General features: G+C 62.7%; 20 protein-coding genes and 1 pseudogene. 7 read left to right on the top strand and 14 right to left on the bottom strand.

Annotated elements, in window-relative coordinates:
• Positions 1–79: 79 nt before the first annotated feature.
• Complete coding sequence (locus HDIA_RS15655; RefSeq protein ID WP_099557001.1) at positions 80–355, top strand: hypothetical protein; 276 nt, start codon at positions 80–82, stop codon at positions 353–355.
• A 39-nt stretch (positions 356–394) separates the two neighbouring features.
• On the opposite strand, the gene HDIA_RS15650 is transcribed toward HDIA_RS15655, so the two are convergent.
• Positions 395–1,786 (bottom strand): FAD-binding oxidoreductase, encoded by a 1,392-nt coding sequence (locus HDIA_RS15650; RefSeq protein WP_099557000.1) that lies wholly within the window; start codon positions 1,784–1,786, stop codon positions 395–397.
• A 135-nt stretch (positions 1,787–1,921) separates the two neighbouring features.
• On the opposite strand from HDIA_RS15650, the gene HDIA_RS15645 reads away from it, so the two are divergent.
• Positions 1,922–2,842 carry a LysR family transcriptional regulator gene (locus HDIA_RS15645; protein WP_099556999.1) on the top strand — a complete coding sequence of 307 codons (921 nt, stop codon included), beginning with the start codon at positions 1,922–1,924 and terminating at the stop codon, positions 2,840–2,842.
• A gap of 25 nt (positions 2,843–2,867) precedes the next feature.
• Here the strand turns inward: HDIA_RS15645 and HDIA_RS15640 are convergent, their stop codons facing one another.
• From HDIA_RS15640 to HDIA_RS15590, 10 genes are all read right to left on the bottom strand, one after another.
• Positions 2,868–4,010, bottom strand: a complete 1,143-nt coding sequence (locus tag HDIA_RS15640) for a M20 family metallopeptidase (RefSeq protein WP_099556998.1) — start codon at positions 4,008–4,010, stop codon at positions 2,868–2,870.
• Positions 3,991–4,929: a polysaccharide deacetylase family protein gene (locus HDIA_RS15635; protein WP_099556997.1), complete on the bottom strand. Its 939-nt coding sequence runs from the start codon at positions 4,927–4,929 to the stop codon at positions 3,991–3,993. Before HDIA_RS15635 ends, HDIA_RS15640 begins: the two co-directional genes overlap by 20 nt.
• Before the next feature lie 8 nt (positions 4,930–4,937).
• The gene (locus HDIA_RS15630) at positions 4,938–5,846 is read right to left on the bottom strand and encodes a polysaccharide deacetylase family protein (protein ID WP_099556996.1); all 909 of its coding nucleotides are present in this window, start codon (positions 5,844–5,846) and stop codon (positions 4,938–4,940) included.
• Positions 5,843–6,589 carry an aspartate/glutamate racemase family protein gene (locus tag HDIA_RS15625; RefSeq protein ID WP_210202867.1) on the bottom strand — a complete coding sequence of 249 codons (747 nt, stop codon included), beginning with the start codon at positions 6,587–6,589 and terminating at the stop codon, positions 5,843–5,845. Before HDIA_RS15625 ends, HDIA_RS15630 begins: the two co-directional genes overlap by 4 nt.
• A gap of 50 nt (positions 6,590–6,639) precedes the next feature.
• Complete coding sequence (locus HDIA_RS15620) at positions 6,640–7,452, bottom strand: ABC transporter permease (protein WP_099556995.1); 813 nt, start codon at positions 7,450–7,452, stop codon at positions 6,640–6,642.
• Entirely contained in the window at positions 7,449–8,306 is an 858-nt protein-coding gene (locus HDIA_RS15615) for an ABC transporter permease (RefSeq protein WP_099556994.1), read from the bottom strand. The genes HDIA_RS15620 and HDIA_RS15615 overlap by 4 nt, the downstream gene beginning before the upstream one ends.
• Positions 8,303–9,370: an ABC transporter ATP-binding protein gene (locus HDIA_RS15610; RefSeq protein ID WP_099556993.1), complete on the bottom strand. Its 1,068-nt coding sequence runs from the start codon at positions 9,368–9,370 to the stop codon at positions 8,303–8,305. Before HDIA_RS15610 ends, HDIA_RS15615 begins: the two co-directional genes overlap by 4 nt.
• A 3-nt stretch (positions 9,371–9,373) precedes the next feature.
• Entirely contained in the window at positions 9,374–10,405 is a 1,032-nt protein-coding gene (locus tag HDIA_RS15605; protein WP_157775685.1) for an ABC transporter substrate-binding protein, read from the bottom strand.
• A gap of 111 nt (positions 10,406–10,516) precedes the next feature.
• Positions 10,517–12,166, bottom strand: a complete 1,650-nt coding sequence (locus HDIA_RS15600) for a thiamine pyrophosphate-binding protein (RefSeq protein WP_099556991.1) — start codon at positions 12,164–12,166, stop codon at positions 10,517–10,519.
• A 685-nt stretch (positions 12,167–12,851) separates the two neighbouring features.
• Complete coding sequence (locus tag HDIA_RS15590) at positions 12,852–13,730, bottom strand: NmrA/HSCARG family protein (RefSeq protein WP_099556990.1); 879 nt, start codon at positions 13,728–13,730, stop codon at positions 12,852–12,854.
• Positions 13,731–13,845: 115 nt separating this feature from the next.
• Here HDIA_RS15590 and HDIA_RS15585 point away from each other — a divergent pair, with 115 nt between their 5' ends.
• Positions 13,846–14,742: a LysR family transcriptional regulator gene (locus tag HDIA_RS15585; RefSeq protein WP_099556989.1), complete on the top strand. Its 897-nt coding sequence runs from the start codon at positions 13,846–13,848 to the stop codon at positions 14,740–14,742.
• Positions 14,743–15,101: 359 nt separating this feature from the next.
• Here HDIA_RS15585 and HDIA_RS15580 read toward each other — a convergent pair whose 3' ends face one another.
• Entirely contained in the window at positions 15,102–16,001 is a 900-nt protein-coding gene (locus HDIA_RS15580) for a LysR family transcriptional regulator (protein WP_099556988.1), read from the bottom strand.
• Positions 16,002–16,115: 114 nt separating this feature from the next.
• Here HDIA_RS15580 and HDIA_RS15575 point away from each other — a divergent pair, with 114 nt between their 5' ends.
• The 4 genes from HDIA_RS15575 to HDIA_RS15560 are packed head-to-tail and all read left to right on the top strand — an operon-like array spanning position 16,116 to position 19,852.
• Positions 16,116–17,198 carry a 4-oxalomesaconate tautomerase gene (locus HDIA_RS15575; protein ID WP_099556987.1) on the top strand — a complete coding sequence of 361 codons (1,083 nt, stop codon included), beginning with the start codon at positions 16,116–16,118 and terminating at the stop codon, positions 17,196–17,198.
• A gap of 49 nt (positions 17,199–17,247) precedes the next feature.
• Positions 17,248–18,252: an ABC transporter substrate-binding protein gene (locus HDIA_RS15570; RefSeq protein ID WP_099556986.1), complete on the top strand. Its 1,005-nt coding sequence runs from the start codon at positions 17,248–17,250 to the stop codon at positions 18,250–18,252.
• A gap of 12 nt (positions 18,253–18,264) precedes the next feature.
• Positions 18,265–19,095, top strand: coding sequence for an ABC transporter ATP-binding protein (locus HDIA_RS15565; protein WP_099556985.1), 831 nt, complete (start codon positions 18,265–18,267; stop codon positions 19,093–19,095).
• A complete protein-coding gene (locus HDIA_RS15560) occupies positions 19,079–19,852 on the top strand; it encodes an ABC transporter permease (protein WP_099556984.1) in 774 nt (257 codons plus the stop codon). The genes HDIA_RS15565 and HDIA_RS15560 overlap by 17 nt, the downstream gene beginning before the upstream one ends.
• Positions 19,853–20,245: 393 nt before the next feature.
• Here HDIA_RS15560 and HDIA_RS15555 read toward each other — a convergent pair.
• Together HDIA_RS15555 and HDIA_RS15550 are read right to left on the bottom strand one after the other, a co-directional pair.
• Positions 20,246–20,531, bottom strand: a pseudogene (locus tag HDIA_RS15555) (DDE-type integrase/transposase/recombinase); the annotation flags it as partial.
• The gene (locus HDIA_RS15550; RefSeq protein WP_099556983.1) at positions 20,528–20,722 is read right to left on the bottom strand and encodes a DUF6538 domain-containing protein; all 195 of its coding nucleotides are present in this window, start codon (positions 20,720–20,722) and stop codon (positions 20,528–20,530) included. The pseudogene HDIA_RS15555 and the gene HDIA_RS15550, both read right to left, overlap by 4 nt.
• Positions 20,723–20,838 lie beyond the last annotated feature (116 nt).

The raw sequence follows: 20,838 nt of genomic DNA, 5'->3' as shown, positions 1-20,838 counted from the left end.
TGCAGCGCATGATCGACCTGGAGTTGGAGTTCCCCCGGTTTGATGGACACTTTTCCGATCGTGAAGGAGAGTGTTTTTCATGCCGAGAAGCTGGATCCCGTACCCTGCGGAATTCTGGGAACAGATTATCACTCTGGCGCGAGCCGTGCGTTGCGTTGAAAGCCTTGCGCGTGAGTTCGAGCCGTGCGTTGCGACGATCCATGGCTGGGTCAAGCAGGCGGATGCACGGATGGCGATCTTCGAGTTCATCGAGGCGCGGTACAATCCTGCCCGGCGTCATTCTGCGCTCGGATACCAGTCACCCATAGCCGACGAATGGAGGCAAATCGAGCGGCTACAATCTGCCAGCGTCTAACCGTCCACGAAACCGGGCGAACTCCAACTCCAGTTCGTCCTATTCAAAAATCTTACCAGGATTGAGCCGTCCGAAGGGATCGAACAACGCCTTCAGACGCGTCATGACCGCGATCTGACTTTCATCGCGACAGCGACTCAGCCAGTGCCGCTTAAGGGTGCCGACACCGTGCTCTGCGGTAACGGTTCCATGCCATTCGCCGACAAGGCCATAGATGACGTTCTCGATCTCGTGAACCTCTTGCGGCCCTCTGCTTCCGGTTGAGACGATCAGATGCAGATTGCCGTCGCCCATATGGCCGACATGGAGGCTGCGGCAGTCGACGAAGGCAGCAAGCGCACGGTCGCAGGCCTCGATGAAGGAACCAAGCCGCGATGGAACGATGCCAAGGTCGAAGTTGATATGGGCGCCGAAAGCGGCGTCGAGTTCCCCGACCGCTTCCCGGACCGCCCAGATCGACCGTGTCTCGGCGAGAGATTTTGCGATCACGCCGTCCTCGACCAGTTCGTTCTCAAGGCAGTGGCCGAGCCAGGCCTCGAACGCCTCTTCTCCGGAGGCGCCTTCATGCGCCGTTTCCAGGAGCACATATAGTCCATGGCGTCCGGATAAGGGCGGCCGGACGAGCTTTGCTTCCTCACAGACGAAGTCCCAGTAGGAAGGCCACATGCCTTCGAAGGCGACTAGCTGCGGGCCGAAACGCCTGCGGGCCGAGCCAAGCAGGTCGAGCGCAGCGCCGTAGTCCGAAAGGCCCAAGAGAGCGGTGTTGGCATGCGTCGTCGCAGGCACAAGTTTCATGACGGCGCGGGTGACGATGCCCAGCGTGCCCTCACTGCCGATGAAGAGTTGCTTCAGGTCGTATCCGGCATTGTTCTTCGGCAGCTCATTGAGATCGGAAAGGATCGTGCCGTTGGCCAGCACAACCTCAAGGCCGAGGATGTTCTGCCGGGTCATGCCATGCCGGATGACGCGGATGCCGCCGGCATTGGTGGCGATCGTGCCGCCGATCGTGGCCGTGCTGCGCGACCCGATGTCGACCGGATACTCCAGTCCGCGCTCCCGGGCCGCCTCCTGAACGGTTTGCAGCGGCGTCCCGGCCCAGGCAACGAGCGTCAGCGCGTCGGGATCGATGGCAATGACACCGGTCATGCGCTCGAGCGAGAGAACGAGATTGCCATCAAGGCAGCTCGCTCCGCCGGAAAGCCCCGTCCTGCCGCCCTGCGGAACGACCGGCAGACCATGGCGATGACAGAGGCGCATGACTTCTGAAAGGTCCTGGGTATTGGCCGGGCGAAGGACGGCTCGCGGAAGCTCGCCGCGCTCTCCCGACACGTCCGTCGCATAGCGCGCGCAATCGGCCGGGCCGAGCAGGATGCCGCTTTCACCAAGCAGGGCCGCAAGCGCGTCGAGCGCTGGATCTCGTGTCGTCATCATTGTCCTCTCGGAGCGACGGTCTCAGGCCGCAAACCCTGTGTTGGCCAGCCGGCGGATCTGTCCATTGTCCTTGTCTGCGGAGGGCGGCGAACTATACTCGCGAACCTTATCCTGCAGAATTTGAAAAGCGTCCCGATGGCCATCAGCACGAATCTCGCCCGGCTTCCAAGTCTCAGATATTTCATGGAAGTTGCGCACCATGGTTCGTTCCGGCGCGCGGCCGAGCAGCTCAACATCGCACCCTCCGCCATCAACCGTCAGATCAGCAATCTGGAAGCGACGCTCGGCGTGCAGCTCTTCGACCGCGAGCGTGGCCGCAATGGATTGCGGCTGACCGAAGCCGGCAAGATTCTTCAATATCGCGTCGCCTCCGTGATGAACGAACTCGTCATCGCCGGCGACGAGCTCAACGAACTCAAGGGGCTGCAGCGGGGGCATCTGCGGCTGGGCGTCAACGAGGTCGTCGCCGGCGATCTCCTGCATGGCATGATTGCGAATTTTCACAGCAACTTTCCGCAGCTGACCTATTCGGTGATGGTCGAAAACACGCCCGAGATCATCCGTCGCCTGCAGGACGGCGACGTCGATATCGGCCTTGGCTACAATTTCCCGCCGACGGGCGAACTCGAAGTGCTGGCGACGCTGAAGCGCGAGACCTGTCTCATCACGTCGCTGGACCATCGGCTGGCGCGCCGGCGCGTCGTCCGTCTCGACGAGATCACCGGCGAGAACTTCATCTTTCCGGACAGGTCGGTGGCGCTGCGCCGAATGCTCGACGACACCTTCACCAAGGCGGGGCTGAAGGTGCATCCGATCATGGAGACGAACTCCTTCACGCTCCTCCGCCAGATGGTTCAGAACGGGCTGGGCGTCAGCATGGTCGTCGGCCAGTTCCTGCAGCATCATCCCGAAAAGATTGCCTTCGTTCGCGTGGACAATCCCGCCATCGACGGCGGGATGCTGTCTTGCTGCCGCATTGCCGGCCGAACGCTGTCGACGGCCTCGCATGCCTTCTCCGCCAGCGTGAAGGCTCTTTTCAGCCAGTATGGCGGCTGAGCCTTCATGAACGCGGCGAGGGGCCTTATTGGCCGGCAAGCTCGACAATCAGGCCGCGCAACAGCGCTTTTCGGCGCGCGAGCGCCGAGATGACGATATGCTCGCCCGGCGAATGCCAGTCGTTGCCGATCGCCCCGAGACCGTCGAGTGTCGGCGTGCCGACCGAAGCAGCGAAATTGCCGTCGCTGCCGCCGCCACTGCGCGTTTCGACAAGGGGCGTGCCGAGGCGCTCGTTGATCCGCCGCGCCGCCTCGAAGAGCTCCAGCGTCCCCTCCGTGCGCGAGAGACAGGGCTTTTCGATGCCGCCGGCAACCTCGATGCGGATGTCCGGCCCCAGCGGCACCAGCGTCCGGATCAGGACGTCGATCTCGGTGCCGATCGTATCGTCGGCAAAGCGCACATCCACATCGCAGCGTGCATGGCCGGCAACGACATTCGGCTCGGTGCCGCCGAGGATGCGGCCGATGTTGACGGTCGTATCGGTGGTCCGGTCGGTCAGGGCATCAAGCTTCAGAACCGTGCGCGCGAGTTCCGAGATCGCGCTGCGGCCATCGGCATGGGCCGAGCCCGCGTGCGCTTCGCGTCCGAAGAAGTCGAGAACGTATTTGGCCCGGCCCTTGCGGAAGGTGATCACCTCGTCGCCGCGGGCGGGCTCGGGAACGAGCACGCAGCTCGCCTTTCGCGCCTCGTCTTCGATGAAGTCGTGGGAGGTCGGCGAGCCGATCTCCTCGTCGGTGTTGTAGATCAGCGTGACCGGGCGGCCGAGTTTGGTCTGCGCTTCGACGATGTCCCGCAGGGCGGCGAAGGCGAGATAGGCCCCGCCCTTCATGTCGGCGATGCCGGGGCCGAAGAAGCGGTCGCCCTCCCGGCGCATCGGCACGGAACCGGGCAGGCAGACGGTGTCGAGATGGCTCGTCACAAGAACGCCCTTGCCCGGACCGTCGCCGAAGCGGGCAATCAGATGGTCGCCCATGCCGTCCCGGCCGGGAATGCGCTCGATCGCGGCGCCAAGGGGCTGCAGTTCGCTGGTGATGAGGTCCAGCAGTCGCGCGATGCTGTCGACCGAGCCTGTCGGCGTCTCGATCTCCACCCAGCGGCGAAGGCCCTCAAGGAGGCTTTCGCTCTCCGAACGCGTTGCGGAAGAGAGGTCAGCTGAGGCTGTCGGCATGGTCCCGCCAGATCGAAGGCTTGAGGTTGAGGGTCGTTGCGGCGGGGAAGGTCGCCGTCCAGTGTGCAGCGATCTCGCTGCCGGTCGCAATGAAAAGGCCCGGCATGGACGTCACATCGCGCAGGAAGGTTTCCAGCATCGCGAAGCGGTGTCCCCAGCCGCTTCGGGCGGGCGAGATCGTGACCGGAAAGGCGCGGCCCCGGCGATACTGTGCGGCAAATTCGGCCTTCCAGTTGCGCAGGAGGGCCGATGGGCGCTCAAGCCCGCTGCCCTCGTGCGGGAAGAGCAGGAAGAACGTGTCGTCGAGGTGATAGTAATAGGGCAGGGTCACCAGCGCGCGGGGACCCGCCGGATCGGTGACCCAGTAATAGGGAAGGTCGTCGGCAAGGCCGTTGCCGATGTAGGAAAAGCCCTGTGCGATCGCAGTATCGACCGTCTCGCGGCGCAATGTTCCGGTGGCAAAGTGGTCGTCGGGGCGCGGCAGCCCGTACCAGCCGAGCGGCCGCGTGCCGGCGATCTTTTCGATCACATCGGCGGTGCGCGTCATGCGCCAGGTTTCTTCCTCGACCGACAGGTCGGCCGGGTCTTCGCCGATCAGACCCTGCGCCGCGATTTCATGACCGGCGCCGGCAATCGCCCTGATCCGCTCCGGATAGGCCTCGGCAACGAGCGCGGGAACGGCGAAGGTCGCCTTCAGGCCCATCGCGGAGAAAAGCGCAAGAAAGGCGTCGAGCCCTTCGTGCATGCCGAAATGGAACGTCGGCGCGCCGATGTCCTTGTCCGTGATGCCGGCGCCGCCGCTGGCCGGATTGAGATTGACGACAAGATTGAAGGCAAGCCGGGCGCCGTTCGGCCAGACGACCTGCTCGTCGAGGACCGTCGTCTCGTTGGAACTTGTGTAGGCATCTTTCCAGGGCATCGCGCGGCTCACATCGTTGGCTGGACGGACGGAAGGGGATGGTGCTCGAAGATGTGCCGGGCGAGCGTCGCGCAGGTCGGGAACCAGACGCCGGGGAGGCACTGCATGCGGCGGATGAGCCGCTCCAGCATGTCGACGCGCAGGGCGTGGCCCGAAACGAACGGATGCAGCAGGAAATTGACGTAGCCGCCCACCTTGTACTGCTGCTCGAAAGCCGCCCACCAGATGTCGAACACCTCGTCGACATCCATGATCCGCTGCGCCGCATTCGGCGTCGCAAGCCAACCGAAGCTGAAATACATCGCGTCGTCGAGCGCGTAGTGGAACGGCAGCTGCAGCATGGGGTTTTCACCGTCTGCATCGAGCTCGTAGAAGGGCCGGTAGAGGGCGGATGTGAAGGAGTTGTAGACGATCCCCTTCTTGCGCAGGAGCGAGGGCGTATGGCTGCTGCGCGTTCCCGTGATCGGCTTGCCCGCGACGGCTTCAAGTGCCGCGATCGCGCGCGATAAATGGGCGTCCTCGCGCTCAGGGTCCTTGGGAACGTCGTGCTCCCACATGTGGTCGGCAAGTTCATGGCCGGCGGCCACGGCACGGTGCAGGGCATCGGGGTAGAGCTCGCAGATGCGGCCCGGCGTGAAGAGCGTGGTCTTGACGTCGTTGGCGTCGAACATGTCGAGCATGCGCCAGATGCCGACTCGACCGCCGAATTCGCCCTTGGCGCGTTGGCCGGCCGGTTCCTCAAGCAGGCGGCGCAGCAGCATGGCGTCGAAGTCGAGCGTGAAGTTGACGGCGATCCTGACACCGTCCGGATAGGCAAATCCGTTGATCGGCAGGCGCCGGGATCGCTGGTGCGAGGCGGCCGAGAGGAGCCGGGCATAGTCCGTCTCGATCGGCCTGAAATCGGAATGGACCGTCATGTTCTTGCTTCTCCGTGTAGTTTGTCCAGCGCGCCGTCTGCCGATCCCCGGTCGCCAGCCAAGCGGCCCGAATAGGCGAGACGCGCTTCGGCGGCCTTGAGGCCGGCAAGAACCGAATTGACGACGGGAACGCCCGTGATCTCGGTCAGTCGTTCCGGCATCCCGGGGGCGAAAGACAGCGCGAGACAGCCGAGGACGAGGACGTTGGCGCCCGCTTCGGTGCAGGCGCGCGCCCTTTCGGCGGCGGCTGCAAAGTGGCGATCCGGTTCCCGCACCAGATCGGCGACCGAACCGCCGACCATCACCTCCGACAGGAACATCGGCTCGATGCCGATCCCGCGGATGCGCCGGCGCAGACCGGGCGGCGTCGGGTCGGAGGACAGGACCGAGAACCGTTCGCCGATCTGCACGGCGGCAAGCATCGCCGCTTCGCCCGGCCCGATGACCGGCACGCCCGAAATTTCCTGCAGGGCCTCCGTCGCGGGATCGCTGAAGCAGCCGATGACAACGGCATCGTAGCCCTTGGTCTTCCAGCCGGACGCGGCGTCCTTCAGCGCCGGGAAGACCATGGCAATGTCGGCCGCCGACTGGACGGCCGCCGGACCTTCTTCGGGCGACGCGATCTCGATCGCCAGGGACGGTGCCCAGGCCTGGAGCATCGCCAGGCGGCGCGCGATTTCGCCGGGGCCGGCCGAACGATGCAGCGGACTGACGAGCTGATAAAGGAGGCGGGGCCGGTTCAAGCTTGCGGTCATGGGTCGGAAGGCCGTTGGAGGAATGAGGACGGGGCCGATCAGAAGGCGCGCTGCAGGCCGACGAGGCGCTGGACGAGGGCGACGCCGATCAGAGCGAGAATGATCGAGAGCGTTGCCGCGGCCGCGGCCGTCGGCTTGAACTCGTAGGTGAGGAAATCGAACAGCGCCAAGGGCAGGGTGTTGCCGCCGACAGGCTTCAGCAGCAGCGAGATCGTGTAGAGGTCGAAGCTGTTGATGAAGGCGAAGATCGCGCCCATGACGAGGCCCGGCCGCACCAGCGGCAGGATTACCAGCCGGAACGTCTGCCACCCCGTGGCGCCGAGGCTGGCGGATGCCTCGTCGAGCGACGATGGAACCTGGCGCAGCGCCGCCGAGATCGAAACATAGGCATAGGGAAAGGACAGCAGGACGTGGCCGATCTGCAGGCCCAGAAAGCTCCGCCCGAGGCCGATCTTGTAGAGAAAGAACAGGAGTCCGACGCCGGTGAGGAGCTCCGGCACCAGGAGCGGCAGCACCATGCCGATCTGGAACCATCCGCTGAGCTTGCCGGACAGGGCCTTCCCGGCAAGGGCGGCCATCATCGCAAGGACGCTGGTGACGACGGCGGTGATCGCACCGACATGAAGCGAGGTCAGCAGCGCGGCCACAAGATTGTCCCGCTCGAAGAACTGCGCGTACCATTGCAGCGAGAAACCCCTCGGCGGGAATTCGATGAGCATGCCGGAGGTGAATGACGCGCCGACGATCGTCACCAGCGGTGCCAGCAGGAAGACGTAGAGAAGGGCGACCAGGAGGCCGAAGGACGTGCTCGCCGCGCGCCCGTTTCCGAACGGTGTTGCAGTCGTCGTCATGCGCGCACCCGATCGCTCAGGCGCCACGTCGCCATGGTGAAGATGGCGACGACGACCAGCGTCGTCAGCGACAGGACGATCGCCAGCGTCGAGCCCAGCGGCCAGCGGAACGTGCCGGTCAACTCGGCGATGATCTGCGGCGGCATGTAGGTCACCATCTGCCCGCCAAGCAGCGCCGGGGTGACGTAGGACGCGATCGCCAGCACGAAGACGAGGGTGACGCCGGCCTGGATGCCGGGAAAGCTGAGCGGCAAAATGACGTCGCGGAAGGCGGCGGAACGTGTCGCGCCCATGGAGGCGGCCGCTTCCACGAGGCTGGGCGGAATGTTGCGCAGGGCATTGTTGATCGGCAGCACCATGAACGGCATGAAGACGTGCACGAGCGCGACGATCACGAGGCTCTGCGTGAAGAGCAGCCGCAGCGGCCGGTCGATAATGCCGAGACCGAGCAGGGACACATTGAGCGGCCCGTTCAGCGCGGTGATGATCATCCAGCCGAAATTGCGCACGAGGACGCCGGTCATCAGCGGCGAGGCGATGAGGGCGTAGAGGAGCACGAGCTTGAGGCCGTCTGCCTTCGCCATATGCCAGGCGACCGGATAGCTGACGATGAGGCAAAGGAGCGTCACCGTCGCCGCCGTGACCAGCGACCGGGACAGTGCACCCCAGTAGAACGGGTCACCGAGAACGCGCGAATAGTGCATCAGCGTGTAGCCGTCGCCGAAGGGCTCAGCGATTCCGGGGGTGCGGAAGCTCATTTCGACCATGTTGCTGATCGGCAGGATCATGAAGACGAAAATGAGGGCGACGGCCGGCAGCGCCAGCAGCAGCTTGAAGAGCAGCGCGCGTTTCATGACGCGACCTTCGGCATGGCCCAGGCATGCGAGCGGTCGATGGCAATACCGACGGTGCTGCCCGGCGCGACGCTGGCATTCGGCGGCGCTGCAAGCTTCAGCGTATTGCCGTCGGACAGCGCGATCTCGCAATGCTGCGAGGCGCCGAGGAAGGCGCATTTGGCGATTGTGCCGGTGAAGTCGGCCTCTTCGCCCACTCCAGCAAGACGCAGGGCCTCCGGGCGCAGCAGAAGCTCGACGTCGCTGCCCGGTGCGATGGTCGTGGCGCCCGCGACCTCCAGCTGCGTGCCGCCGACCGACACGCACATCCGGCCGGCGCCGGCCGATGCTGCCTCCTTGCAGGCGAGGATGTTGGCCTCGCCGGTGAAATCGGCGACATAGCGTTCGCTTGGCCGCTGGTAGATCTCGCGCGGCGTCGCGAACTGCGCCACGTTGCCCGCCTTCATGACGGCCACCATGTCGGAAATCGCCATCGCCTCGGACTGGTCGTGCGTGACGTAGAAGGCCGTGATGCCGGACTGCTGCTGCAGATCGCGGACAAGCCAGCGGACCTCGTCGCGCAGGCGGGCGTCGAGGTTTGCGAGCGGCTCGTCGAGGAGCAGAAGACGCGGCTTCAGCACCAGCGCGCGGGCGAGCGCCACACGTTGCTGCTGTCCGCCGGAGATTTCCCTCGGAAGCCGGTCTTCGAGCCCGTTGAGACGCACCGCACGCAGGACGTCAAAGACCCGCGTCTCGATCTCGGCTCGGGAGCATTTGCGCAGCTTCAGGCCGTAGCCGACATTCTCGGCGACAGTCATGTGTGGGAAAAGCGCGTAGTTCTGAAAGACGACGCCGAAGCCGCGGCGGTTGGAGGGGATCGACAGGATGCTCTCGCCGTCGATCCGGATGTCGCCTCCGTCGGGCTCCAGAAAGCCCGCCAGGCACCTGAGTGTGGTGCTCTTTCCGCAGCCCGAGGGTCCGAGAAGCGTCACCATCTGCCCGGAAAGCGCCTCGAGCGAGACCCCTTCCAGTGCCACGACATCCTGATACTGCTTGCGCAGATTGATCACCTCCACTGTTGCCATGGCTTAGATCGTGCGTTCCCAGAGGTCGTTGAGCTTGGGAATGATCGCGAGCGTCTCATCCCAGTCGAAGCGGATGGCCTTGGAGACGACCTCCGGCTGAAGCGGCCATTTCTGCAGGTTCTCCGGCAGTTCGACGGTCTTGTTGGTCGGTGCGATCAGCCAGTTTTCGGCCATCCAGAGCTGGATCTCGGGGCTGAGGACGAAGTTCACATACTCCTCGCCGAGCTTCTTTTCAGGATGGTTCTTGAAGACGGAGAAGGAATGGTCGAAGACCATCATGCCTTCCTCCGGCACCACGAAATCGATCGGAACGCCCTGTTCCTGCATCGTCTTGACCTCGCCGACGTCGATTGGCGCGACGGCGATCTGGCCCTGGGTCAGGAGCGGCGTGAGCTGCGCCGAATAGCCGATCTGCGGGAACGGCGCGAGTTCCTTGAACTTGGCGACGGCGGTTTCGATGTCGTCGCGGCCGGAGCCGAAATGCTCGCCGGCCCAGAGCGCCATCATGGTCGCGGCCGAGTTGGTGATCTTGTAGAGGCCGAGCTGGCCCTTGAAACGCGGATCCCAAAGGTCGGCCCAGCCCTTCGGCGGCTTGTCGACGAGGTCCGTGCGATAGGCAAGCACCAGCGGCGCCAGCATGCCGGTGACGGCCGTCTTGCCCTTCAGGATCGCGGGCTCGATCAGGTCGGCCATGTTGGGCACGAGTTCCGGCGTCAACTCTTCGAAATAGCCGTCGTTGCGGATCATGGCGGTGTATTTTTCGTTCAGCATCACCGCCGGGAAGGGCGGGTTTTCCGGGCCGGCGGCACGGAAATTGGAGATCCAGGCCATGCCGAGGCCGATATCGAGATCAAACGGCTTGCCGATCTGCTGGGAAAACTTCGGCATGACGTATTTGCGCCAGTCGTCTTCCCAGCGGCCGCCGAACATGTTGACGATAAAGGTATCGCCTTCGGCAAAGGCCGGAAGGTTGAAGGCACTGAGGCTGGCAAGGCCGGCGCCTGTCTGCAACAGTCTGCGTCGTGTGAAATTCATCAAGGTTCCCCTTCGTTTGTTGTCCATGTCCGCGTCTCTGCAGAGAAGCCTTACCCGGGGAGGACCGGGAAAGGTGAGGGCCACCGGCGGCTTGCTGGCCGGAATGCCGGGTCAGCTCATCTCGATGTGATCCGGATCGAGCCGAAGTTCGATCAGTCGCACTCCGCCGTGCTGGCGAATGATGTCGGCGGCGGCGGCAAGGTCGCTCTCGCCCTGCACCCGCACGGACTTTGCGCCGAGCGCTGTGGCGATCGCCGTGAAATCGGGCGGCGCGATCAGCGACAGCGCCGGGTCCATCGACCGGTTGGTGAACTGGATGTGCTCGGCCCCGTAGCTGCCGTCGTTGCAGAGAATGATCACCAGATCGAGTTGCTCGCGGATGGCGGTGGAAAGCTCGGCGAAGCCTGAAAGCTGGAAGCCTCCGTCGCCGGCGATCAGCACCGTCTGGCCGTCGGCGGCGCAGGCCGCGCCGATGGCCTCGCCGAGGCCGCAGCCGATGGAGCCGAAATAGCTCGTGTAGACCAGCCGATGCGGCGCCGTCACCGGCAGCGCGCGCCAGCCGGTCGTGACGAAGCGACCGAGATCAGCGACCAGCGTGCGGTCCGTGTCGAGGGCGCGATCGAGCATCTTCAGGGCAGGAAGGAAATCGACGGTGCCCGGGCGGGTTGGCTTGAAGCGCGGACTTTCGGACGCCTCGGCCGCCTGGGCTTCGAGCGTGCGCCTGAGATCGTCGCCGGCAAAGCGGCTTGGCGGGATTTCGGCAAGGTCGAGAAGTTTGATCATGCGACGGGCCGTCGCGGCCGCATCGCCGTAGAGAAGGATCGTCGGTTCGGTGCGGCGGTCATTCTCCTTCGGATCGCCGAGGATCTGGATGACGCGCTTGCCCCTGGTATAGCTACCGTTTTCGGTCGTGTGCTTGCTGAGGCTTGCGCCAAAGGCGACGATGCAGTCGGCCTGCATGATGGCATCGACCGTCGCCGGCCGGCTGAGACCACCGAAAACGCCGAGGTCGAAGGGAGCCCCCTGGAAAAGTCCCGACGCCTTGAGCGTCGTGGCAACGGGAGCCTCGATGCGGCGGGCGAGCGCAAGCAACGCCTCGCGGGCCTCACTTCCGATGGCACCGCGACCGGCGAGAATCAACGGACGCCGCGCCGACGCGATCATGCCGAGCGCGTTGTCGAATTCGTCGCCCTCTGGCACGGCAGCGTGCGCGGGTGCCAAGGAAAGAACGACCGGCACGGTCGTCGGCGTACTCGCCCATTGCAGGTCGACCCGCATGTTGAAGACGACGGGCCGGCGCTCGACGGCAGCGAGACGAAAGGCGCGCGCAAGATCGCTCGCAGCCGTTTCCGCCGAGATCATCTCGATGAAGCCGGCGCCCGTCGCCTTGACGATCTCCCGCTGGTCGATCTTCTGCAGATGCTCGCGGTCTCCGGGCGCCGTGTCGCCGCAAAGGAGGACCATCGGGATGCCGCCCTTGACGCCTTCGACGAGGGCCGTGACCACATTCGTCAGCGCCGGGCCGTGCGTGATGGTCGCGACGCCGGTCTTGCCGGAGACCTGCGCGAAGCCCAAAGCGGCGAGAACTGCATTGGCTTCGTGCGTGCAGCCAATATAGCGGCCGGCGCCAGCTTTGGCGAAGGCATCCACCATGAAAAGGTTCGCATCGCCGACAAGGCCGAACAGATGCCCGACGCCATGCTCGAGCAGGCAATCGGCCAAAATCTGATGAACGGTCCTTAGACGGTGATTCATGTTCATCCTGGAGATCTCGCGGTGCGGCAGCGGAAGAAAGAAGCGCGCCCGCCCATTAATGCAGGTGAGAAATGAAAACAAAAGCGCAATAATGTGAGTGAGAATGTGCAAAAATTAGATCATAAGAATCACTCTGTCTGTTCACGGTCAGCATGAATGGCACAGATTTAACGTCATGATTCAGGGAGGGTCTGGGCTTCGTCGAAGTGACGAAGGAAAGAAGAGGAAGCCCAGATCGTGCAAGACAAACGCACCGGCAAAGGCTCCTGAGGAACAAGTTGCGAAGGATATCGGGCGGCAGACGCGGCGCCGTTTCTCGGCCGAGGACAAGATCCGCGCCATGCCCTGGCCGACAAGAATCTCAATCTGCCGTAGCTTCCTGACAATCTCTTCAGGCTTGTGTCCCTTGTTTCCCATCTGAGATCCTCCGTTTTACTGAACATAACGGCGGACCACTTCAGTGGGTGAGGATCAGACGGTTCCGGCCTCAACCCGTACATCCGATGCGGCGGGTGTTGCCGCAAACATGGCGTCGAACATCGGCCGCGCCTCGGGGCCGAACTTCTCGCCCTTATGGGCCGAGGCCGCCTGTCGCATCGCGGCCACGGCCGGGGTGTCTTAAGGCGGGAGGGGCTGGATCGATATCATCCTCGGTCTCCTTATTCTTGAATTCGTGATTAGGGATGCAGGCTCAGGATTTCGTCCACTGGACGGCCGCATCCCTGGCAAAGGCGGCGTAGGAGCGCGGAGCACGTCCGAGGAGCGTGGTCAGCTGGGCGATGTCGTCGGCGGTCGCCGCGGCACCTTCGGTCTGATAGCGGCTGAACATCAGGCGCAGGTCGAGCGCATGCCAGGCGGGCAGCATGGTCTTCATGCGCTGCTCCATGACGACAAGATCGTCGCCGCCATAGCGGACCGGGCTGCCGAGGACCTCATTCCAGATCGCAGCGATCCCTTCGCCGGTCAGGCTGTCGGGACCAACGAGGGAATAGGTTTCGCGGCCGAGCGGTGCTGTGGCCTGCTCACGGCGATTGAGCTCGATCGCGGCGGCCTCGCCGATATCGCGGATATCGACCATCGAGACGCCCTTCGCGCCGATCGGCGACCCGTAGACGCCGGCCTTCAGAAGTCCGTCCTTCTGGCGTAGATCGTTCTGGATGAAGTAGGCGGGACGTAAGATCGTTGCGGGCAAATCGAGGGCCTCGATCATGCGCTCGACCGTGTACTTGCCGGCGAAATGGGGCACGTCGGCATAGGCGTCGCTGCCGAAGACCGAGAGATAGACGATGCCCTTGACGCCGGCCTCGCGGGCGACCGTGAGGGTCAGCATGGCCTGGGTCAGTTCATCGGCGACGTTCGGGACCAGCAAGAACAGCGTGCTGACGCCTTGGAGAGCCGCGCGTACCGAATCCGGGTCGGCGAGGTCTCCGCGGACCGCCGTGACGCCAGCGGGAAGCTGCGCCGTCTCGGGCGAGCGCGTCAGGGCGCGGACATCGGCGTTGCGCGCTTGAAGATGGGCCAGGACCTGGGCCCCGATGGTTCCAGTGCTGCCGGTGACGAGAATGGTCATGTCGAAATCTCCTCATGTTGTGGGGTTGCAACTTGCGAGGAGGACGGTATCCGTTTCATTTTCGATGAGAAGACGCCAGTATTGAGATTGGCCGTCTCAAATATGGAACGCATCGATGGATCTTCAGGCCTTGTCCGACTTCGATCTTGTTGCCGCTCATGGCGGGTTTGGCCGCGCTGCCCGGGCCTCCGGGCGCTCGAAAGCGACCTTGTCGCGGCGGGTCGCCGAACTCGAGGAAAGCCTCGGCGTGAGACTGATCGAGCGCGGCTCGCAGACCCTGCGCCTGACGGATGAAGGACGGGCGCTGCATGAGCGCACGCACGGACTGCTGGGTGAAATTGCAGAGGCCGGCGAGGCAGTCGTGCTCGGCGCATCCACGCCTAGAGGCAGGTTGCGTGTGAGTGCGCCAATGGTCTTCGCGCATGTCGCGCTGCCGCGGATCGCCGCGCGGTTTGCGCTGGCTTATCCGGATGTCCAGCTTGAAATCGTTGCCGAGGACCGCAAGGTCGATCCGGTCGAGGATGGCTACGATTTGGTTATCCGGATCAACCCATCGTCGGACGAGCGCCTCGTCGGTCGCCGCTTTCTCAACGACGAACGCCTGATTGTGGCGCCGCCTGGCATGCCGCGTCCCGTTTCCGGGGCGGATGGCGACGAAGTTGCTGTGAAGGCCGTTCTACTCTCCGCCACACCGTCCGGAACTGTCTGGCATATGCGCTCCGGAACGGCGGTCGAGGTCCTTAGACCCGACCCAATTCTCCGTCTCTCTTCGCTTCTGATGGTCCGCGATGCCGTGCTGGTCGGTGCGGGTGCGGCCTTGCTGCCAGAACTCCTTGTCGCTGAAGACATCGAGGCCGGCAGGCTCGCCTGCTGGGGAAGGCATGCCGGTCAGCCCGTGGAGATATGGGCGCTGCAAAGTTCACGCCGCCTGATCGGCGCCAAGGTGCGCGCGTTCATGGAAGTTGTCGGGACGGCGTTTCCGGAGAAGACCTTCGTCGCGCCGTCGATATGAGCGAGAAAGGGGTGTCCGTCTCGCTTCTGAACCTGGATGACAAGCTCAGGTGCGTGGGAAATATCTGCATATATAGGCCGTGTCGCTATCAGCGGCGACTATGTGGCCATCGATGATGGCAGCCCGCGTGGCCGTCAGATAGGCGAATGGATTGACGCCGTTGAGCGTCTCGTCAGCGCCTCCCGATCTTTGCCACTATCGACCGGTTGGCCGTCCAACGGGAGGAATGATCCGCCTCGTGACCCTCCAACAACCGCACCGCGCGTTCGCGCACCCGAGGGCAAAACTTCTTCGTCGTTTTGCTCGTCATGGCTTCATCCTATTTGGAAGTTGGAGCCTTCGGTAAGGCCGGGGGCGGTTCACTCTTCTCGCCAAACGCCCATCAGCATATTCAGAAAGCGCTCAGCCGCTGGTGACAAAGTTCCTCCGCGGCGGCGAACCACGCCGATCGTGCGCGATATTTCGGGATTGCCGATCGGGCGTGTCACGAGGAACGGATGATCTTCTCGCGGGGTCGCCATTCGCGGCAGAACAGATATGCCGAGGCCCGCTTCGACCAGACCGAGCGAGGTGGAAAGGTGGGTGACTTCGTAAAACCAGCGAAGCTTGATGTTTGACTTGGCCAGAGCCGCATCCAGCAACGTCCTGTTGCCGCTCGATCTGTGCACCGTGATCAACTGGTAGGGTTCCAGATCCTTCCAGCCGACCACGACTTTCTCAGCCAGTGGGTGATCCTTTCGGGCTGCGAGAACGAAGGGGTCCTCGACCAGCCGTTCGAAGGTCAGATCCGGATCGGACGTTCCCATGATGTTGATCCCGAACTCCACCTCTCCCCTCGCGACAGCTTGCAGCCCATCTGTCGCCGGCAAGTCAAGAATCCGAAACCGGATGTTCGGAAACTCTTGATTGAACTGGCGAATGACAGTCGGAAGAAAATAGAACGCTGCCGTCGGCAGGCAAGCGATCGTCACCAGACCGCCGCGGGTGGGGCTGATGTCGCGAACTGCGAAAAGCGAGCCATCGAACTCTTCGAGCATGCGCCGGACGAGCGGCATCAGTTCGATGCCAACCGCCGTGACGGACACATGCCGCGTCGTGCGTTCCAGGAGCGGAGCGCCAATCACCTGCTCCAGCTTCTGGATGCGGCGGCTCAATGCCGGTTGGGAAAGATTGAGGGCTTCCGCGGCGCGGTGAAAATTCTCCAGTTCCACGACGCTGAGGAAGGCGCGAAGGTCCAGTATTTCGCAATTAATGCTCATTGTGCATCAATCTTCCAAATTTTCGCATTTCACAGATCAAACCATATTCCGCTAACTGGATCAAAGTCGGCCAATTGATAAGGCGCTGACATAATTCAGACGGAAGCACAAGAGATGAACGACCTTCTTGCTATTCCCTGCGTTCTGATGAGGGGCGGCACCTCCAAGGGTCCGTTCTTTCTCGCAAGCGATCTTCCGGCCAATACCGGCGAACGGGATCAGATCCTGCTCTCGGTCATGGGGTCCGGTCATCCCCTGCAGATTGATGGCATTGGGGGCGGCAACCCGGTGACAAGCAAGGTCGCTATCGTCGGACCGTCGAGTGTCCCCAATGCCGACGTCGATTATCTCTTCGCTCAGGTTCGGGTCGATCAACAGCTCGTCGACACCTCTCCGAACTGTGGCAACATGCTTGCGGCCGTCGGCCCCTTCGCCATCGAGGCCGGGCTTGTTCCCGCACGGGGCGACAAGACGCTGGTCCGCATTCACAACGTCAACACCGGCAAGCTGATCGACGCCGAAGTCCCGACGCCCGGCGGCAGCGTTTCCTATCTCGGCGACGCAACCATCGACGGGGTGCCGGGCCGCGCGGCCCCCATCGCACTCAGCTTCATGGACGCTGCCGGCGCGCGGACTGGGCAGCTTTTTCCGACCGGCAATGCACTGGATATCATCGACGGCGTCCCGACGACCTGCATTGACTGCGCCATGCCGATGATCCTGATCGAAGCGCACTCCATGGGCGTCAGCGGCCTGGAGACGTCGGCTCAACTCAACGCCGACAAGGCGCTTCTCGCGCGTCTGGAAGACCTACGGATCAAGGCCGGCGAACGCATGGGCCTCGGCAACGTGCGCAACCAGGTAACGCCGAAACCGGTTTTATTATCCCGTGCATCTTCGGGCGGCGATCTCAACGTCCGTTACTTCATGCCGCATCAATGCCATCCATCTCTCGCCACCACAGGAGCCGTGGGGATCGCAACGGCCTGCATCAGTGACGGCACGGTCGCATCCCTCCTGATCGGCAAGAAAACGCCCCCCCTTCAGTTGTCGATCGAGCACCCCAGCGGGCGCCTGGATGTCAGGCTTTCCGAAAAGGATGGCAAAATCGTCGCCGGAATACTTCGGACAGCCCGGCGGCTGTTCGAGGGACAAGTCTTCGCCAAACCTGCCAAGCAAATCGATTGTGCGGCATAATGTTGTGAAAATGTCCACCGGAAGAGTGGCACCAAAAGGAGGAAATTTCATGCGTAAGTTCATGCTAGCCCTGGCCGCAACCGTCGCATTTGTCGGAACGGCTGCCGCCGCCGACCCGGTGCGCATCAGCGTCGGGTCCTACAACCTCAACAACCTTCCTTTCCCGGTCGCCAAAGGTCTTGGGCTTTACGAAAAGGAAGGCCTCGACGTGACCGTTGAGAACTTCGCCTCCGGCGGATCGAAGACGCTTCAGGCGCTTGTGGCCGGCTCGACCGACATCGCCGTCGGCTTCTACGATCACACGATCCAGATGCAGTCCCAAAACAAGGCCGTCATCGCCTTCGTGCAGCTTGCGCGCAACTCCGGCCTCGTTCTGGCCGGCGGCAAGAGCAGCACCTTCGATCCGATGAAGCCGGAGACCATCAAAGGTGCGAAGATCGGCATCACTTCGCCCGGTTCGTCTTCTGACTTCTTCGTGCGGTATTATCTGCAACGCCACGGATTGTCGGCTGACGATGTCTCGCTGATCGGCGTGGGCTCGGGTTCCGCCGCCGTCGCAGCGCTCGAGCAGGGCAAGGTCGATCTTCTGGTCAACTACGACCCGGCGGCAACCTTCATCGAAGCCAAGGGCGTCGGCAAGATCCTGATCGATGCGCGCAGCGACGATGGCGCCAAGGCGATCTATGGCGGCATCTACCCGACTTCGGTGCTCTATGCGACGCAGTCCTACATCGAAGACAATCCCGAAACCGTGCAGAAGGTCACCAACGCAACGGTTAAGGCACTGGAATGGATGAACAGCCATTCGGCAGAAGAAATCGTCGAGATGCTGCCGAAGGAATTCATCTCCGGCGACCATGACACCTACGTCAAGGCTGTCGAGAACGCGAAAGCCATCTTCTCGAAGGACGGCCGCATCAGCGACGAAGATATCAAGACGCCGCTGGCCGTGCTGAAAAGCTTCAACGAGAAGGTTGCCGCCGCCAAGATCGACCTTTCGAAGACCTACACGAATGAGTTCGTCGACAAGGTCCCGGCCGTCGCGGCAAACTAAAAGGAGGAGACGATGGCCCTGGCCGTTGTGAAATCAGCCCCCCCGCTCAAGCATTCAACCCCTGCAAAGCCAATGGTTTCCATCGATTCGGTGACCATGTCATTCGGCACTTACGTGGCCGTCGAGGACGTCAGGCTGACCGTTGCAGATGGCGAGTTTCTCGCCATCGTTGGCCCGACAGGGTGTGGCAAGAGCACGATCCTCAATGCCATAGCCGGGCTCCTCAAGCCGTCAAGCGGCAGCGTCGCGATCGACGGCCAGCCCGTCAACGGCGTGCAGAACGATATCGGTTACCTCTTCCAGCAGGATGCGCTGTTCCCCTGGAAGACGGCAATCGAGAACGTCGAACTGGGACCCATGTTCAAGGGTTTCAGCGGAGCCGAGCGGCGTGCCGCATCCATGAACTGGCTGGCAAAGGTCGGTCTGAAGGGGTTCGAGCACCGCTACCCGCATCAACTGTCGGGTGGACAGCGCAAACGCGTGCAGATGGCGCAGGCGCTGATCACCGGACCAAAGGTCATTCTCATGGATGAGCCCTTCTCCGCACTCGACATTCATACCCGCCATCTCATGCAGAACGAACTTTTGCGCCTGTGGCAGGAAGAGCGCCGGGCCGTCGTCATGATCACGCACGATCTTGAAGAGGCTATTGCGCTCGGCGACAGGGTCGTCGTGCTGGCCGCCGGCCCCCGTTCGCGCGTGATCGACAGTTTCCCCGTCGATCTCGAAAGGCCTCGCGATGTCGCGGAAATCAAACTGGATCCGCGCTTTACGGACCTCTACCGGAATATCTGGGCGTCGCTACGCGGAGAAGTGGAGAAAAGCTATGAACGCCATGACTGAACGCCTCATCCAGATCGCCCTGCTCGTCGTCATCGTCGGCGGCTGGCAACTCGGAGTCGCCATGGGCTTCATCGACGTCTTCTTCTTTCCGGCGCCGATCGACATCATCAAACAGGTGGTGGCTTGGGTGATGGAAACGAGTTTCTATCACCACGTGGCCATCACCCTGACGGAAACCGTGCTCGGCTACATCGTTGGAACGGGACTTGGCGTTGCTGGCGGCGTCTGGCTCGGCCTCAGCCGCTCGACAGCTCGCATCCTGGACCCCTTCATCAAGGGCCTGAATGCGATCCCACGCGTTGTGCTCGCACCGATCTTCGTGCTCTGGCTCGGACTCGGCCTTTGGTCCAAGGTGGCACTTGCCGTAACGCTGGTCTTCTTCATCACCTTCTTCAATGCGATGCAGGGTGTGCGTGAAGTCAATCCGGTCGTGCTTTCCAATGCCCGGATCCTCGGGGCAAAGCGGTCGGACTTGCTGCGTCACGTCTATTTCCCGGCCGCAGCCAGCTGGATCCTGTCCTCCTTGCGCACCTCGGTCGGCTTTGCAGTGGTCGGAGCGATCATCGGCGAGTATCTCGGCTCGTCTGCCGGACTTGGCTACCTCATCGCCCAGGCGGAGGGCAATTTCGATGCCGTCGGCGTCTTCGCCGGCATTCTGATCCTCGCGGTCTTCGTCCTGGTCATCGACAGTATTCTGGATGTCGTAGAGAGGCACTTGATCAAGTGGCGCCCGAGCGCGGCTGAACGGCCAGCGTAAGGAACACCAATTCCGATCTGAAATATTCCTTCCACAGCGTCCCCTCTTCATCCGAAGAGGGGATTTTGCTTTCGAAGTCCTTTGAAGCGAAGAGAAACTTCAACCGCCAGTGACCTGGACGTTCATTGTCCGGCGACCCGGAGAGCTTGATTTAATGCAGCAAATCGACGAATTCGCCGGCATCGCTTGGTCTGCGCGATAGGGCGGTCCATTGCAGATCTTAGTGGAGTGTCAGCCTTTGGGCGGCGGTTCGTTCGGCCTTCGCAGCTTTTTGCATTGAGCGGCTCCGGCCAAGGCGAGGACTGAATAGCTCCGCGCTCTGTAGACACCTCCGGAGCTAGGTCTGATGCCGTCGCACGAACTCTGCGGGCGCCAGCCTGTCGCGGTCGAACAGTGTTGAGGCAGACCGTCCGGGAACTGGTCACTGGCAACCATCTTCTGACTGTCGAAATGGACCAGCACTGTGTTCTGCGGCTTCCGTTTCCAGACGACCATATGAAGAGCCTGAAGGACGACCTCGCTGGTCTGACGACCTGGCAGGGACCAGCCGACAACCCGGTGCGAAAACAGATCGATGACCACAGCCAGATAGGCAAAGCCCTCCATGGTCCTGATACAGGTGATGTCCGTTACCCAGCCGGTGTCTGTCTGGCGCGTCAGCATCGAACTGCCGGGCTAATCGAGGGCGTCGTTCATCCGGTGAAACCAACTGAGGACTTCTGTGAGGCGGAGCTTCGCCTCCTTGTAGCAGGTGGTCTTTAACGAAGAGCGATACTGCTCCTTGCCGAACAAGGCGGCGACGCTTCGGGAAAAACGAATCTGGAGGTAATAGCGGCCCTCGCGCCGCTGGAGGTAAGATGCTCTCGCCATGGGTCTCCGCGACCATGTGTGTGAGACATGTCCAACACATGTGACCAAAAGAAATTCGGCGAAGTCTCTGATTTAACTCATGAAAATGAGTGGTAGCAGAGGGCGGAGACAAATCT

The organism is Hartmannibacter diazotrophicus (genome assembly GCF_900231165.1).
Lineage (GTDB): Bacteria > Pseudomonadota > Alphaproteobacteria > Rhizobiales > Pleomorphomonadaceae > Hartmannibacter > Hartmannibacter diazotrophicus.
This window is presented reverse-complemented; position numbering and strand designations above follow the sequence as displayed.

Bases quoted from the DNA above. Each gene is read 5' to 3' on its own strand.
- HDIA_RS15655 (WP_099557001.1), top strand. From the start codon at position 80: ATGCCGAGAAGCTGGATCCCGTACCCTGCGGAATTCTGGGAACAGATT.
- HDIA_RS15650 (WP_099557000.1), bottom strand. From the start codon at position 1,786: ATGATGACGACACGAGATCCAGCGCTCGACGCGCTTGCGGCCCTGCTT.
- HDIA_RS15645 (WP_099556999.1), top strand. From the start codon at position 1,922: ATGGCCATCAGCACGAATCTCGCCCGGCTTCCAAGTCTCAGATATTTC.
- HDIA_RS15640 (WP_099556998.1), bottom strand. From the start codon at position 4,010: ATGCCGACAGCCTCAGCTGACCTCTCTTCCGCAACGCGTTCGGAGAGC.
- HDIA_RS15635 (WP_099556997.1), bottom strand. From the start codon at position 4,929: ATGCCCTGGAAAGATGCCTACACAAGTTCCAACGAGACGACGGTCCTC.
- HDIA_RS15630 (WP_099556996.1), bottom strand. From the start codon at position 5,846: ATGACGGTCCATTCCGATTTCAGGCCGATCGAGACGGACTATGCCCGG.
- HDIA_RS15620 (WP_099556995.1), bottom strand. From the start codon at position 7,452: ATGACGACGACTGCAACACCGTTCGGAAACGGGCGCGCGGCGAGCACG.
- HDIA_RS15615 (WP_099556994.1), bottom strand. From the start codon at position 8,306: ATGAAACGCGCGCTGCTCTTCAAGCTGCTGCTGGCGCTGCCGGCCGTC.
- HDIA_RS15610 (WP_099556993.1), bottom strand. From the start codon at position 9,370: ATGGCAACAGTGGAGGTGATCAATCTGCGCAAGCAGTATCAGGATGTC.
- HDIA_RS15605 (WP_157775685.1), bottom strand. From the start codon at position 10,405: ATGAATTTCACACGACGCAGACTGTTGCAGACAGGCGCCGGCCTTGCC.
- HDIA_RS15600 (WP_099556991.1), bottom strand. From the start codon at position 12,166: ATGAACATGAATCACCGTCTAAGGACCGTTCATCAGATTTTGGCCGAT.
- HDIA_RS15590 (WP_099556990.1), bottom strand. From the start codon at position 13,730: ATGACCATTCTCGTCACCGGCAGCACTGGAACCATCGGGGCCCAGGTC.
- HDIA_RS15585 (WP_099556989.1), top strand. From the start codon at position 13,846: ATGGATCTTCAGGCCTTGTCCGACTTCGATCTTGTTGCCGCTCATGGC.
- HDIA_RS15580 (WP_099556988.1), bottom strand. From the start codon at position 16,001: ATGAGCATTAATTGCGAAATACTGGACCTTCGCGCCTTCCTCAGCGTC.
- HDIA_RS15575 (WP_099556987.1), top strand. From the start codon at position 16,116: ATGAACGACCTTCTTGCTATTCCCTGCGTTCTGATGAGGGGCGGCACC.
- HDIA_RS15570 (WP_099556986.1), top strand. From the start codon at position 17,248: ATGCGTAAGTTCATGCTAGCCCTGGCCGCAACCGTCGCATTTGTCGGA.
- HDIA_RS15565 (WP_099556985.1), top strand. From the start codon at position 18,265: ATGGCCCTGGCCGTTGTGAAATCAGCCCCCCCGCTCAAGCATTCAACC.
- HDIA_RS15560 (WP_099556984.1), top strand. From the start codon at position 19,079: ATGAACGCCATGACTGAACGCCTCATCCAGATCGCCCTGCTCGTCGTC.
- HDIA_RS15550 (WP_099556983.1), bottom strand. From the start codon at position 20,722: ATGGCGAGAGCATCTTACCTCCAGCGGCGCGAGGGCCGCTATTACCTC.